13 protein-coding genes are annotated in these 14,929 nt (G+C 53.7%); 5 read left to right on the forward strand and 8 right to left on the reverse strand.

The window, feature by feature from the left end; genetic code table 11:
* The first annotated feature begins 26 nt into the window (after nucleotides 1–26).
* The 4 genes from LA756_RS01085 to LA756_RS01100 all read left to right on the forward strand — a co-directional run bounded on the left by LA756_RS01085 (nucleotide 27) and on the right by LA756_RS01100 (nucleotide 4,258).
* A complete protein-coding gene (locus tag LA756_RS01085; RefSeq protein ID WP_224438038.1) occupies nucleotides 27–1,700 on the forward strand; it encodes a sigma-70 family RNA polymerase sigma factor in 1,674 nt (557 codons plus the stop codon).
* A 169-nt stretch (nucleotides 1,701–1,869) separates the two neighbouring features.
* The gene (locus LA756_RS01090; protein WP_224438039.1) at nucleotides 1,870–2,583 is read left to right on the forward strand and encodes a zinc ribbon domain-containing protein; all 714 of its coding nucleotides are present in this window, start codon (nucleotides 1,870–1,872) and stop codon (nucleotides 2,581–2,583) included.
* A gap of 159 nt (nucleotides 2,584–2,742) precedes the next feature.
* Nucleotides 2,743–3,228, forward strand: coding sequence for a transcription elongation factor GreA (gene greA / locus LA756_RS01095; protein WP_315858369.1), 486 nt, complete (start codon nucleotides 2,743–2,745; stop codon nucleotides 3,226–3,228).
* Between the two features lie 265 nt (nucleotides 3,229–3,493).
* Nucleotides 3,494–4,258 carry a hypothetical protein gene (locus LA756_RS01100; RefSeq protein ID WP_224438041.1) on the forward strand — a complete coding sequence of 255 codons (765 nt, stop codon included), beginning with the start codon at nucleotides 3,494–3,496 and terminating at the stop codon, nucleotides 4,256–4,258.
* On the opposite strand, the gene LA756_RS01105 is transcribed toward LA756_RS01100, so the two are convergent.
* The 5 genes from LA756_RS01105 to LA756_RS01125 form a co-directional block, all read right to left on the reverse strand.
* Entirely contained in the window at nucleotides 4,255–7,470 is a 3,216-nt protein-coding gene (locus LA756_RS01105; protein WP_224438042.1) for an efflux RND transporter permease subunit, read from the reverse strand. The genes LA756_RS01100 and LA756_RS01105 overlap by 4 nt on opposite strands.
* A 16-nt stretch (nucleotides 7,471–7,486) precedes the next feature.
* The gene (locus tag LA756_RS01110; RefSeq protein WP_224438043.1) at nucleotides 7,487–8,824 is read right to left on the reverse strand and encodes an efflux RND transporter periplasmic adaptor subunit; all 1,338 of its coding nucleotides are present in this window, start codon (nucleotides 8,822–8,824) and stop codon (nucleotides 7,487–7,489) included.
* A gap of 155 nt (nucleotides 8,825–8,979) precedes the next feature.
* Nucleotides 8,980–9,240: a DUF167 domain-containing protein gene (locus tag LA756_RS01115; RefSeq protein WP_261362072.1), complete on the reverse strand. Its 261-nt coding sequence runs from the start codon at nucleotides 9,238–9,240 to the stop codon at nucleotides 8,980–8,982.
* Between the two features lie 34 nt (nucleotides 9,241–9,274).
* On the reverse strand, nucleotides 9,275–9,976 hold the full coding sequence (locus tag LA756_RS01120; protein WP_224438045.1) for a YggS family pyridoxal phosphate-dependent enzyme: 702 nt from the start codon (nucleotides 9,974–9,976) through the stop codon (nucleotides 9,275–9,277).
* An 18-nt stretch (nucleotides 9,977–9,994) separates the two neighbouring features.
* The gene (locus tag LA756_RS01125; protein ID WP_224438046.1) at nucleotides 9,995–11,797 is read right to left on the reverse strand and encodes a hypothetical protein; all 1,803 of its coding nucleotides are present in this window, start codon (nucleotides 11,795–11,797) and stop codon (nucleotides 9,995–9,997) included.
* A 142-nt stretch (nucleotides 11,798–11,939) separates the two neighbouring features.
* On the opposite strand from LA756_RS01125, the gene LA756_RS01130 reads away from it, so the two are divergent.
* The gene (locus LA756_RS01130) at nucleotides 11,940–12,914 is read left to right on the forward strand and encodes a YdjY domain-containing protein (protein ID WP_224438047.1); all 975 of its coding nucleotides are present in this window, start codon (nucleotides 11,940–11,942) and stop codon (nucleotides 12,912–12,914) included.
* Here LA756_RS01130 and LA756_RS01135 read toward each other — a convergent pair.
* From LA756_RS01135 to LA756_RS01145, 3 genes are all read right to left on the reverse strand, one after another.
* Entirely contained in the window at nucleotides 12,894–13,346 is a 453-nt protein-coding gene (locus LA756_RS01135; RefSeq protein WP_224438048.1) for a hypothetical protein, read from the reverse strand. The two genes, LA756_RS01130 and LA756_RS01135, sit on opposite strands and share 21 nt — an antisense overlap.
* A gap of 32 nt (nucleotides 13,347–13,378) precedes the next feature.
* Nucleotides 13,379–14,233, reverse strand: a complete 855-nt coding sequence (gene hemQ, locus LA756_RS01140; RefSeq protein ID WP_224438049.1) for a hydrogen peroxide-dependent heme synthase — start codon at nucleotides 14,231–14,233, stop codon at nucleotides 13,379–13,381.
* Nucleotides 14,234–14,384: 151 nt separating this feature from the next.
* Entirely contained in the window at nucleotides 14,385–14,867 is a 483-nt protein-coding gene (locus LA756_RS01145) for a hypothetical protein (RefSeq protein ID WP_224438050.1), read from the reverse strand.
* Nucleotides 14,868–14,929 lie beyond the last annotated feature (62 nt).

Consider the following 14,929-nt stretch of genomic DNA (forward strand, 5'->3'; position numbering starts at 1 on the left):
TATGGGAAGGCAAGGAGGTCTTCACTATGGAATTTGCCGATCAAGAACTGACCGTACTTCTGGAAAAAGGCAAGTCGCAAGGTTGGTTGACTTACGATGAAGTCAACAACTATCTCCCCGACGAGGCCAGTGGCAGCGAAAAGCTCGACTCGCTACTGACCGAACTCGAAAACCGTGGCATCGAATTGGTCACCGACCCGCCGGAAGACGATTTCGACGATGCCCCAACGACCAAAGCTCCATCGGCTCGCGAATTTGCCGAAGCTTTGGACGAAGAAGGTGGTTCGGAAACGTTTGCCACGGAAGAAATCACCAAAAGCAGCGATGATCCGATCCGCATGTACTTGTCGCAGATGGCATCGATTCCGCTCCTTTCGCGGGCTGAAGAAATCGCCCTCGCCAAAAAGATTGAAATCACCCGCAAGCAATTCCGCCGCTTGGTACTCGGCTGCGATTTCGCTTTGCGACACACGGTCGAGATTCTCGAAAAAGTTCACCGCGGTGAACTGCCGTTCGATCGTACGATCAAAGTGTCGTTGACCGAAAACCTGACCAAGGAACAAATCCAAGGTCGCATGCCGCACAACCTGAAGACGCTTCGAGTCATGCTCGAAGAAAATCGTCGTGACTTCCAACGTCTGCTACGCAAGAGCACGCCTCGCGAAGAACGAATCGCCGCTCGCAAGCGATTTATTCGTCGCCGCCAAAAGTGTCTTCAGTTGGTCGAAGAACTGTCGCTGCGAACTCGCCGTGTGATTCCGGTCATGAGCCAACTGGAAGACTTCGCCGATCGCATGGAAGAAATTCGTGCTCGCCTGGCACTGATTCGTGATATTCCTGCTGCCAAGGACGAACGAGCCAACCTGCGTAAAGAGCTTCGCGATTTGATGCTGCTGACGCTGGAAAGCCCGCGCAGCCTGCGAACGCGTTGCGATAAGTTTCGCAAGCAGTTCGATCAATACGAAGGCGTCAAACGCCAACTGTCCAGCGGTAACCTGCGTTTGGTCGTTTCGATTGCGAAGAAGTACCGCAACCGTGGTTTGAGCTTTCTGGACTTGATCCAGGAAGGGAACACCGGCCTGATGCGAGCGGTTGACAAATACGAATATCGCCGAGGCTTTAAGTTCTCGACCTATGCCACATGGTGGATTCGCCAGGCAATCACGCGAGCTATCGCAGATCAAGCCCGAACCATTCGTATCCCTGTGCACATGATCGACGTCTTGTCGAAGCTCCGCAACGTCCAGAAGCGTTTGCTGCAAGAGCTTCGCCGCGAGCCGACCATGGAAGAAATCTCGCGTCGCAGCGAAGTTCCTGTTGAGGAAGTGCGTCGCGTGATGGACATCGGCCGTCATCCTGTGAGCCTGGATCGACCGATCGGTGAAAGCGAAGACAGCTCGTTTGGCGAGTTCATCGAGGATGGGCACGAAGAAACGCCCATTCGCAAGGCATCCAACGAAATATTGCGAGACAAGATCGGCGGATTGCTGAAGACTCTGACCTACCGCGAACGTGAAATCATCAAGCTGCGTTATGGCCTCCAAGATGGGTATACCTACACCTTGGAAGAGGTTGGTCGGATCTTCAAAGTGACTCGTGAACGTGTCCGCCAAATCGAAGCCAAAGCGGTTCGTAAGCTGCAACATCCCGTCCGCAGCCAACAGTTGGCCGGATTCCTGCACACGGCCGACGCTGCTTAGGCCAATAAATTGTGGAATGAGTGAACCTGGAAAGCCTGGGCCTTGTCAAAAGGCTCAGGCTTTTTTGTTGGTCGAAAGGGGTAAAATAGATGGGTGGCGTGTGCTAGAACCAACGTGACTGCTACATTATTCGAATCCTTTCTCCATTTTGCTCCCTAGTGGAAAACTTATGTCTGACCGACCGTACAGCGAAGTTCTGCAGGAACTTCACCGAATCCATCGCCAGCTGAGCGACCTCCGGAGTCGTCTGGCTCGATGTCCGATTCGAGTTAGCGCTGCTCGAAATCGGGTTACGGCTGCCGAGCAGGTTGTCGCCGAGGTCAAAGAGTCGATCCAAAGCACTAAAATGACGGCTGACCGCAAGCAACTTCAATTGCGGGAAAGCGAGAATAAGATCGAGGCGATCGAAGCGAAGCTGAATGCTGCTAAGACAAACGACGAATTTCAGATTTTCAAGGAGCAGATCGCTGCGGCGCAGATGGCCAATAGTGTCATGTCCGACGAGATTCTCGAGGCATTAGAAAAAGTCGATCAGCTGGAACTCAAGCATGCTGAGTCGGTCAAAGCTGTCGAAACGGCTCAAGCCGACCAAGCCAAAATTGAAGCGGAAGTCGAGCAACAGCGTGGGGAACTGGAAACCGAGATCGCACGTGTCTTGGAATTGCTGGAAGGGGTCGAAAAAGATATTCCTCCTGATGTCCGTGCTGACTACAAACGCGTCGTTAAAGTCAAAGGAGAAGATGCGTTGGCTTCGGTGGTCAACAACTATTGCACCCAGTGCAATGTGCAGCTGCGAATTCAGACAATTAGCGATCTAAAGCTCGGTAAACCGGTGTTTTGTTCGTCGTGCGGAGCGTTTCTTTACTTTCCTGAATTGGGTTAACGCGACCGTTTTGGGGAAACCGCTAGCTGCCTAAGGAAGTTGGCTTTACAAACCCCTCATCTTTCAATAACAATAAAAGTAACAAATCAAACTAGTACGACATGCGGCCTGTCCCAGGTCGCGTTTTTTTTTCGTTGAGGAGTTCCTGACATGTCGAGCATGGCCGATCGAATGCCCATGTCCCGCAAAGGGTACGACAAATTAAAGGCCGAGTTGCAGCATCTTGAAGATGTCGAAATGCCTGCCATCACAGAAAAGGTGGCCAACGCTCGTGCCGAAGGGGACCTGAAGGAGAACGCTGAGTATCACGGTTCACGTGAAACTCAGGGGATGATTCAAGCGAAGATCAACCTTATCAAGTCGAAGCTCGGCAAAGCGTTCATCGTTGATCCTTCGTCCATCGACACCTCTAAAGTCGGTTTCTTCGCCACCGTTACAGTGCGTGACGTCGACTTGGACGAGGAAGAAGTCTACTCACTTGTCGGTGCTGGCGAAGAAGACTTCATGAACAACAAGATTCTCGTCGACAGCCCGATGGCCCAGCAGCTGATCGGTAAGAAGGTCGGCGATGTGGTCGAGATCGAAGCGCCTAAGGGTTCGTACGAGCTGGAAGTCTTGAAGATCGAATACAATCTGAACGACTAGCTCTTTGCCGCTCGGCGATTTGCAAACGATTTCAATGAATGGCCTTCCCATTGGGGAAGGCCATTTTTTTGGCACGGCGAGCAGGATTGGGGCACTATAGTTCGCCATTCGTGCGAAAATTCGGACAAGCTTTTGCCGTGGACAACGAAATGCCGTTATTGCCCGACCCTCAGAATCGGCGATAATCAACCCCGTTGCCATGCTTGCGACCGATGGAAGTGGCTTGCTGCCGGAAATGAATCTTATGTAGAAGGAATTTGCACCGATGTCCAATGATCAGTTTAGTGTCGAAGAACCCAAAAAATCGGGTGGTGGATGTACCACGGCAATCATCGGCTGCTTGGTCGTATGTCTGGTGTTGGCCGGTATCGCCTGCGGGGTCGGCTACTATGTCTACGTCAACATGAGCGTCATGGCCGCCAACTTTGCCGAAACGCAACTGAATTCGGTGATCGATGAAACGGACCTGCCCGAAGAGCAAAAGAAGGGCATGAAAGAGCAAGTTTCTCGAGTCGCACAAGGTTACCGCGATGGCGACATTTCACTGGAACAACTTGGACAAGTGGGCGAAAAGATTGTTGAGTCCCCAGCGTTCACGGCGATTCCTGTCGAAATTGCTCGTGCCAAATACATCGAACCATCTGGGCTCAGCGACGAAGAAAAAGCCAATGCGAAAAAGCAGTTGCAGCGTATCGCCCAAGGTGCGTTCGACAAAAAGATTAACGAAGATGAACTGAAGTCTTTGCTCGATGGGCGAATCGCCGATGAAGAGGCTGACGGCAACTTGCAATTCCGCGACAACGTTTCCGACGACGAACTCCGCGAGTTCATCACAGCCGCTCAGCAAATGGCGGATGAAAAAGGCGTCGCCGACCAAAACTTCGAGATTGATCTTGCCGCGGAACTGAAAAAGGCCGTCGACGAAGTCATGCTCGGTACTTCGGATCAAGTCGAGGATATCAATATTGAAATCCCCGACACCCCGATCGAAATTCCTAGTGAGGAAACGGTCCAGGAAGCCAGCAACTAAGCTGCCGCTTTTCGATCCGCGTTAAAGTAAGCCAGGCTGTATGCGACCGGAATGACCAAAAGCGTCAGGATGGTCGCAAACGCCAAGCCGAAAATCACGGCGCCAGTCAGCGGTTGCCAAAACTCTGCACCGCCGCTGAGGTTCAAAAACAGCGGCAACAACCCACCGATGGTCGTTGCCGTCGTCAGCATCACAGGCCGCAGCCGGTTAATACCCGCCTCGACGATCGCGTCGCGGACTTTGAGACCTCGCTTGCGACCTTGGTTGATGAAATCGACCACCACGATGGCGTCGTTTACCACGATGCCGGTCAAGCTCACCAGACCAATAAACGTCGCCAGACTGAATGGAAAGTCGCTGATAAACATTCCCGCGACGACCCCCACGAAACTCAGTGGGACCGTCAGCATCACAATGCAGGCCTGGCGAAAACTGGCGAATTGATAAACCAAAATCGCGAAGATTAAGATCACCGCGATCATCATCGACGCGGTCAGATAATTCATGTTCTTCGCCGTTTCTTCGCTTTCGCCAGTGAACTCGGCTCGCAGTCCCTCCGAAGGCGTTCCGACGGTGCCAATGAACGCCATGTCCATAAAGCTGACGGCCGTCTCGTTCGCTGGACGGAAACCAAGGGAAGGTAGAATGTCTTCACGAAGTCTGGCAAAGATCTTATCGGTATCAGGATTATCGACGACGTCGCACTTGGCCGTGACAGCTCGCTTGCGGTCGTAGCGATTCACAGCAAACAGGCTGGTCGATCGATCAAGATTCGCCAATTGGCCGATCGTCGCCTTCTTTCCGCTAGGGCTTGTCAGCATGATGCGTTCCAGTTGTTCTTTGGACGCACGGTAGTCACTCATCGCTTGCAGGCGGAGTGTGACATCTTCATCGCCGAGGTTCAGTTCGATGGTCGTGTCACCATTAATTGCCGTTTGAATGGCCTGGGCAATTTGCATTTCCGACATGCCATACAGACCGACAACTTCTGGGTAAGGCTCGACAACAATCTCTGGGTTCAAGTTGCGATAGTCCGACTTCACGTCGACAGCCTCCGGCATTTGCTGCATGCCATCTGTGGTAGCCTCCGCAACGCGGCCGAGTTGTTCCAGGTCGTCTCCCGTGAATCGTACTGCCACTTTCGCGCCGCCAGGTGGGCCTTCCTCGACTTCCTTAATCGTGTAAGTCATGCCCGGAAACTGCTTGATAGTCTGATCAAACTTTTCCCGGAGTTCTGCCAGGATCTCGCGTTCGTGCCGCTGGCGATCGAGTGGCGAAAGAAGTTCGACCATGATCGTGCCGAACTCTGGGCCCACGGCCGGATCATTCTCTAAGCGACTCGCCAAACCTTCGGACGATCCCAGCGCGGAAACGAAGTTCACCAGCTCGCTATCGGGACGTTCACCCAGTTCACGAAGCGGTTGTTGAATCGCTTCCGCGGCGGCAATCGTCTGATGAATGCTGCTTCCCAGCGGAAGCTCATATTTCACTTCAAACTGTCCACGATCGCTCGGCGGGAAGAACTCCTTGTCGACATGCACCATCATGAAACCTGCCCAGACGAGAGCAAGTACCGTGCATGTGGCCACGGCCCAGCGAGTTTGCAAAGCCCATCGGAGAATGTAGATATAGGTCTTCGTGAAAAAACCAAGATTCGGACGAATGCGAATTTCCGCTTCGTCTTCGTCCCTGGCAATCGCTTCGTGGACTGTCTTGTCTGGGACAACTTCGTTTGCCTTGCGGCGTCCATACCAACGAGCGGCAACGACGGGGATGAAGAAGTGGTCGACCAGCACACTACCTAACAGCGAGACGCTCACCACCTCGGGCATAACCCGCATGAAGTCGCCCATGATGCCAGGCACCAACAGCATCGGCAGGAACGCCGCGACCGTCGTCAGGTCGGCCATAATGACCGGAGTTCCGACTTCTTCGATACCTATTTTTGCGGCGTCGACAGGGTCTTCACCTCGTTCGATGTGACGGTGAATATTCTCCGCAACAATGATCGCTCCGTCGACAACCATCCCCAGCACAAGGATGAATGCGAAGATCACCATGTTCGAGACCGGGATACCCAGCGCATACAGCGCGATCAAACCCACCGCCGAACTGAGCGGGATGGCGGTCAAAACCAAAAAGGAAATTCGCAGACCCATCGTCCACGCAAGGATCACCAGCACCAGCATCGCGCCGAACACAAAGCTAGACCCCAACACACGGAACATAATTGAAATTTCCGCGGACGTATCACGAGTGACTCGAAAGCTGATGTTCGGGTACTGCGGGCGAAGTTCGGCAATTTTCTCTTTCACCGAGATCGCCGCGGCAAGCGTATTGATGTCGGCTTCTTTGTTGACGATAATCGTGGCGCACGATTCACCGTTCAGAAGTGCCACGTTCTTCAATCGCCGGTAGGTGTCTTCGATCGTCGCGACATCGCCGATCTTGATGATTTTGCCGTCGACGGTGCTGATAATCGCGTTGCGAATATCATCGACACCGCGGAACTGGGTTTCATTGCGGACACGAAAGTCGAACGTACCGGTATCAAGCTCGCCTGCGGGCATCTCAGCATGAAAGTCGGCTAGAGCTCTTCGGAAATCTCCCAGCGTTAGCCCGTACTCTGCGGCAAGATCGACATTAATGTTGACGTGCAATTCACGCTCGCGGCCGCCAAACAGCTGAGTGTTGGCGATCCCGGGAATTGTTTCCAGTTCTTCCTGGACTTCTTCCGCAAGTGTCTTGAGCGCTGCTTCGTCGAACCCTTTCGGTGCGGTCATGTTGACCAGCATTAGCGGTGTGTTCTCGAAGTCGATATCGGTGACCGATGGTTGAACTTCTCGGGCAACCGGCAAATCTCGTCTGATCTCGTCGACGAGATCCTTCACTTCGCCACGAGCTTGATCGGGGTCGACTCCATCGAGAAAGATAATCTGCGTGATACTCGATCCACGCATGCTCGTCGACGCAATGAAGTCGACGTTCTTCAGCTTTTGCAGCGCGTCTTCAATCTTGCTGGTGATCTGCTCTTCCACTTCCACCGGCTGGGCGCCAGGGTAGGGGACGGCCACCAGAACGACCGCTTTCGAGATAGCTGGAGTACGCTGCACAGGAATGTTGATAGCCACCATCACGACGGCCACCAACACAATGATGGTGCAAACAATCACAAAGCGAGGTTGTTCGATCGCGCCAGCGCTTAATTTCATGTGCGTCGTCCTTCGCCTAGTTGCCGGTACGATCAGTATCGAGGCGCGAAACTTCCGCCATCGGAGGAATCTCCGACAATTGGGAAGCCTCGGTCGACGTAGTATCCATCCCGCTCATAATCTCCAGAGGTCGACCTTCAACGAGCCGATGTTGTCCTTGAACAATCAGCAGCTCATGGTTCTTCGGAAGGTCGGCGAGCACAAAATTGCGCCCCTGCTCGATATAGCTTGGGATCTCGATGCGGTGGGCCACATAGTTTGGGACTTCCGCGACATCCATGCCGGCAAAGTCGACCGTCGACGTCGCTTGATCTGGGGCCATCTGGGCAAAGAAGATACTCGCAACGCGGTCGTTGAATACGACGCTTTCGACAGGGATTTGAAAACCGTCGATTTCACGAATTACGAAGTCTGCTTTGCCAACGACCCCTGGTTTGAGAAGTCGCTGCGAATTGTCGAGCAGCACTTCGACCTCGAACAAGCCATTGCGGTTGCTAACCGTTTCCGCGATTTGATAAACGGTTCCTTGCAGGATGGTATCGGATTCCAAATTGGACGAAGTGTCGAAACGACGTACGTAAACTTTAAAGTCAGACGTCGGATCGGGCTTGCCGGCAGCAGTGTTGGGCTGGGCGGTTCGACGCGTCTCGTTAAACTGTTTCTGGATGGCGATAATCCGCGATTCCGGAACGCCAACGGTAAGCAAAACTTTGTCGACTTGGACCAACTCAAAAGCAGGCTGATGAAGATTGATCGATTCACCAGCGTTAACCATTCGGGCGGAGATGACGCCATCGACGGGGGAAATCAGCTGGGCATCTTCCAGGTTCTTTTCGGCGATATCTTTCATGGCCTTCGCCACTGCCAAGGTTTGCGTTGCCGTTTGAAACGCCGTCTGGGTTACGGCTCCAGCACTTCGTTCACGTAGATTGACCAGTCGTTGGTATTCTGTCTGGGCGTTCTCAAGATTGGCGTTCGCTTCTTCGCGCCGAGCTATCAAGATCCGCGTATCGAGTTGCGCGAGTACCTGTCCCGCTTTGACCCTATCGCCGATGTCCAAAGGTCGCCCCGATTCATTGGTACCAAGCGATTCAATTCGCCCGGCCAATTGAAAGGCAAGCGAGAATCGCTCGAGCGGTTCGATCGTGCCAGCATAGCTATCGATGATTTCAATCCGCTGTCGCGTCAGCGGTTGAACGGTCACCGGGGCAAGCGTGTCAGCGATCGACTCCTCGGAATCGATTGGTTTGACCTCGGCCCCAAAATCGTTGCGGCCCCCGCTGACGTACATCACCGCGAGTGCAAAAAGGGTGACGACGAACAGTCCGATGACTTTCCCGACCCGCCGTTTCATGAGAATTCCGCGCTGTTTTGTGAAAAGTGTTAGTTTCGACTCGTTGGCTTACCGCAGTTATTCGCCATCCGTTTCGAAAAATTTAGCATACTAACCAGATCGTATTTCACCGCAATTTTAGCCGCAAGGCAAAATGGACGGATTGTCCATTTATCTTAATCTAAGACACCGCAGGCTCTCAAAACCTGCAACATCTTTTGCGGGGAATGGTCTCGTACTAGCAGCTTTTTCTGCGAGGCGGTCGCACCGGAAATGATCTCTAACTGGGCGTTCTTCACGCCCCAGGCTTTGCGCAGAAAGGTCAGGATGGCCTTGTTGGCTTTCCCTTTTTCAGCAACTTCGGTTACGCAGACCTTCAATGCGCCATGCTGGATGCCACGAAATTCATTTTTTCGGGCACCTGGCTGAGCCTTCAAATCGATGAGACATCCTTCGGCATGGGGGACGATATTAACGTCCACCGTCGACACCCTCGAAGAGCGTCGATCCGACACGAACCATCGTGGCTCCTTCGCGGATCGCCAGATCGAAGTCGTGGCTCATTCCCATAGAAAGTTCGCCCAGCGAGATGTTGTCGGGGCAATTGCTTTGCAGTTGGTCCCGTAACTGTCGAAGGGAAGCGAAGTCTTTCTGGGCCTGATCACGGCCACCATCCAACGATGCCATTCCCATCAAACCAACGATCCGCAAATTGCTCAACGCGGCAATTTGTCGCAGGGCTGGTTCGATCTCGTCTGGTGGAAATCCATGCTTGGCAGAATCGCCAGAAATGTTGACTTCAATCAACGTTCGTAATGGAGCATCGGCGGTCCAATCATCGTTGGCGGCTTTCAACAAACGCAAGCTATCCCCTGAGTGCAGCACGGAAAGCAAGGGGACCGTCCGCTTCGTCTTGTTTCGCTGCAAGTGGCCGATCATGTGCCACGCAGGCGAAACATGGGACATCGCTTCCGCTTTGTTCCACAACTGTTGTGGACGGCTTTCGCCTAGATCGTGACACCCTAAGTCGAACAGGGCCTGGGTGGTTTCGATGTCCACGTACTTGGTGACACCGATCAGCAAAACATCGTCAGGCGTTCGGCCTGAGGCTTTCGCCGCGTCCGCGATGACCATTCGGACACGGTCCAAGTTTTCACGCAGTCGCGTTTGCATGGGGCAGGTTCACAGGCGTTACGAAGCTTCGACTTCCAATAGTTTCTCGATATCGCCGTTCTCGTCAAATCGAGCCACGAGCGTTTCTGAGATCAGATTCACCCCCAGGAACGTCCGACTGGCTTTTTCCGTCAACGAGCGATAGAACGCCCAATGTCCGGTTCCTGTTTGCACGCGATAGGCAACCGCTTGATCGCGAGCCTGAATCACGAGTTTTTCGGCAACCGTCAGCTGACGCCATGTGAGCGGCTTGCCTTGTCCCTTTTTGGACAAGTCGAAGAACATCGGGGCTACGAGTCCACGGCCGCTGCCGGTTTGCTGAAGAGAAAGCTTCTCGTCGACGACACCAATCTTGCCGAGCGACGTATCGCTTTGCCATTCGTTTATGCCGACAGGAAGTAGCGTGACTTTGGACTTGGGAAGCTCGATGAAAACTTCGTTCGTTTCCGCAGGCGTCCCGAGACTCGCGTGTGAAACGACGGGAGGCTGGGCCTGATATTGGATCTTATCGGCTGGCTTGTCCAGAATGACGGTATCCATCGCCCAGAGGAATTTGTCTTCGCGGCCGAGGAAGAAGAGCCGTTGAAGCTTGACGCCTCCGGTCCATTCCTGTTCCAGCTCGACATAGTCACCGTCGTCATCGGTCTGCCAGCCAACTTGTTCCCACGTGTTGGTCGGGGCGATTACTTCGCCGTCGATCAAGATCGTCGTATCCCACGTACCGCTAAGAACAATATCACCACGCGATTCCAGTTCGACGATCAATGGTTCCAAGTCGTGCCGAATCGCGAGGCTAGGACTGTTGCGATGCCAGTCCGTGCGAAGGTAGGCGACCTGACTCCACGCCGATTCGTAGCTGGGGTAGGGCAAGTGAAGATCGGAAGTCTTGCGATCGCCCTTGGGTAAAACCAATTCAGCAACGATCGCGTCGTCTTCATCCTTACCGACAGTTACCGCAGTCTTCATCAGATGGCGGTTATACGCACTGGACAGTCCGTGCGAAAGCGTTTGCGTTCCGTCCAAGCGGGTAAAACGTAACGCATGCCGAACCATCCATTGATACTGCGTGACTGCGTCTTTCGACAGCCGAACGCCATCGACATGCTTGGTCATCACGATCGAACGTGTCCAGCACGCCAATAAAGCACGGAGGTGCAATAGCTGGTCGACTTTAGGAAGGCCTTCGCCGTCGGTCAACGCTTGCATCCCTTCATCCAGAACCGCCACGGCAGGCTTCGCCAACTGTTGGCATGCTTTCAGTTCCGGGAAAACGAATGCCAAAGTTAGCGGCAATTCGCCGGCAAGCCCTTGCTCGAAGATCTTGTTCTCGAAGTTTGTCGCGGCCGCGTCGGTGGCGTGGCTCATGATCTTGTCGAGCAATTGCCACCATAATTCGCTACTGCACACCGAGGCCAAGTTGGGCAATGCGTGCGTGACGGCAAGAACTTCCAGCACCAGGTTTCGTTCCGAGATGCGGCGTTCCAAGTCACTGAGCCAGGCTTCCAACTGCTTGACTATTTGCGAAGTTGGCATGGTTCGACCTGCGGCGATACTTCCGAGCGTTTCCAGAAGCGGCAACGTACGCGTATCGAGCGTTTCGTCAGCGAAAAGAGCCCACGCCAGGGGAGCCGATTTCTTGCCAGAGACGAGCGATTGTAACGTCGCTCGGGAATCTCGCTTGCTAAGGTATTCCTTCCAAGCGGCCCAATCTTTCAGTTCGATTCCGTAGGCCGCTCCTTTCGAGAGCTTGGCCCAAGCTGGGATTCCGGCTGGCATGGTGGCTTGCTCGTCCTTGCTGCGGGTACTGATATCCGTGGCCATGGCTTCCATCAAGCGAGAGTATGTTAGAATGAGATTGTTCGCGAGAGTCACTCAAAAATGACTGTCACGCGAGATAGACCATCTTAGCAACGTGGGGGAACTTTGACGCCCCCCTAGGTCCCCTTTTCCGCCGAGTTTTGCCATGGCTACGACTATCCGTAACGATCGCACCGTTTTCTGGATGCTTCTTGCAATGCTCGCCGCTTGCGGGATGTTAACATCGCCCCTGTCGGCCCAAGAGGAATCGCCTGCCGACCCGGCCGCAGAGCAGCCAGCCGAAGGGGATTCAGCAGAAGCAGAGCCAAGTAAGCCGGCCGAAGATAAAACCGCTGAGGAAAGTGAAACGGCACGAAAAGGAGCTATTCGCAAACTGATGCCCAACATGCCGGTTTGGATCGATTCCAAGCGGAAGATGGTCATTATGGATGGCGAGATTTGCCTGAGAAAAGGCTCGTTGGAAATGTTCGCGTGTCTCCGTGGCACGAAGGAGCATGAGTCGGTCGTTGCTGTTGCCACCGACGCTTACGTAGTGCATGCCGCACTACTTGCGATTGGCGCGAAAGATGGTGACCCGGTTCAGTTTGACCCGGAGTACCAACCACCCTCTGGCGAAACGATTGATGTTTTAGTTCAGTGGAAAGATGACAACGGCAAAGTTCAGACGCGCAAAGCTCAAGATTGGGTACGTGACGCGCGGAACAAAAAAGTGATGACCTACGACTGGGTTTTCCCCGGCAGTTACTTTTGGAAAGACGTCACTCTGGAAGCAGTGCAGAAGGCCAAAGAAGAAGGCATCGATCCTGATACGCTACCAGGCAAGATGGTCTATGCGGCGGAGGGGGGCGAACTGATCTGCGTGAGCAACTTTAAGTCGTCAATGATGGACTTGCCGGTTCCCAGTACCGACGCCAATAACGATCTTTGGTTCGAGGCATTTACCGAGAACATTCCCAAGGAAGGCACGAAAGTCCGTCTCTTTCTGATTCCACGAAAAGAAAAGGACGACAAGGATTCGGCCGAAAACAAAGCTGCGGATTCCAAAAAGGCGAAACCGGCTGTGGATTTGAACGATCCGATGTTAGAATTGCCGGAGTTCTCACCCGGCGCCGAAGAATAAAATCACGAAGACGGTGGCCATGGAGTTGACGACCGTCAGTAGCGAAAGCCAGAACGCGAGCGATACCATCCATTGCCCGCGATTCGTCAGACGGCCTAGTCGAATAGATTTCAAATCGTTCGCTGCGAACACCAAAGTCGGCAGGCAGATGATCCACGACACCAGCCAACCGAAGAAGCCGACAAGCCAGCCTGCGTCGGTCCAGTAAATTCGCGAGACCGGCAGCGCACTGGCGACAAAGCCGATGATCGCCATGCACAGCAAAAGCACCCCAGTCGGATTGCCCACCGTTTCGTAAGCACCGCGATAGTCGACAGGTGCTTGGGCATCCGCTTCTTTTCCTTCTGGTTCCGCATCGGCAAACTGATGCGCCCCCTCGGTCAATTCCGGCTTCTTAACGTCGTCGATCTTGAGAGGGCGATTCGATGTCATAGCATTACCAGAGTCTTGGGGGAGCGGCTTGCCTAATCCAATTTGCCAATGCGGCAGTGCTTCAACATCTCTTCGGCAGTGCTGATGTAACTGGTGTAGAACGGGCCAAACTCCGCGTATCGCGCACTCGCTTCGTCGAAACGCATCTTGTAGACGATATCCTTCAGATACTCCGGATTGCGAGCCCACAGCGTGACGCCCCATTCCCAGTCGTCGAAGCCAACGCTAACGGTGATCAACTGCGAGACTTTCCCGGCAAACTGCATTCCGCTTTGGGCATGTTCGGCCATCAGCGCGTTGCGAGCCGAGAACGGAAGCAAGAACCAGTTTTCGCCGACTTCCCGCTTCTTGTTCATCGGGTAGAAGCATGTCGCAGGGTAGGGGGGGAAGTCTGGCGTCAGACGCTGATTGTTCATCATCGGTAAACGCTTTGCGTAGGCGTTCACTTTTGCTTCGTAGGAAGGAGAGTCTTTCTCTTCCCCTTCGCGAATCAATCGTTCGGCATACTGTTCGATGGAAGGAACGTATTCCGAAATCTCTGTGACCGAAACGAATGAGTAGGTGGCCTGAATCGCTGGCCCCAGACTGCTTGCCAACAGACGCTGGTGGACCGAATCGATCACCAACGGGTCAGGATCCATCAGCATCAATGCAAAATCAGCTTTGTGACCACTGACGATTGAGACCTGAAGCCGTTGCGGATTGCCTTCCGTTTCCGGATTCAAAATGTCAATCAATTCCTTCGCCCCGGCCGACAGTTCTTCCGGCGAATAGCCCGTCAGCATGGCTCGATCGAACGCGTAATAGAAATGACTACAATGCCAGCCTTCGGTAGGGATGATCGAGGGCTCAGGAAGCGGCGTGGAACCGGGGCGGCCGTGGCTCATGAAATAGACTTCTTTCGAGGAACGAAACAGCAGGTACCAAAGAAGTCAGTCTAGCAAATCCAGGAAGCGGGTCGAAGTGGTGGAAAGGGAACGCACGCAATGCCAACGTACCAAGGACACCGTTAGGTCCGCTCCCCGGCATTAATTTCCCTTACTTGCGGGGCTTGGGGGCTGCGGAGTCGTCCAGATCGCGGCACAATCGCTCGAACGATTCCCTGGTCAGGTTGATGTCGTCGTTTTCGCGAGAGTTGCCGGAGGCCTGATAGCGTTCGATCGATACGCCTTGCCTGTCGACGTTTACCTCGTAATAACGCCGCGAGTTGCCATCTGTCGATGGCGTTTGTGAACGGATTTGAATTTGGCTTTCGCGCGGATCTCGTTCAATGATCGCCAACGGTTCCAACAGGTAGTCGACACGGCGAACCAGGTTTTCCGCAACGTCACTTGCCGCTTCATCGCTTTTGGCCTCGTTGAATCGGTAATCGATTTGGCGGGTCGATACGCCCACCTTTTCGACCGTCAGGTCGGTGGCTGAGACCTTTCCCTGGTTTAGCGCCGTTTCGAACTTCCTGTTCGGCGCTGGATGGTTATCCAGGCATTGTCTTAAGTCTTGAGGTCTTATTTCCTGAGTCATCTCTTTGCCCTCCTTTTGTTCGGAATGAATGGTTATCAGGTGGCCAGCGGATGCATTCAATC

It is taken from the genome of Bremerella sp. TYQ1, assembly GCF_020150455.1.
GTDB classification, from domain to species: Bacteria; Planctomycetota; Planctomycetia; order Pirellulales; family Pirellulaceae; genus Bremerella; species Bremerella volcania_A.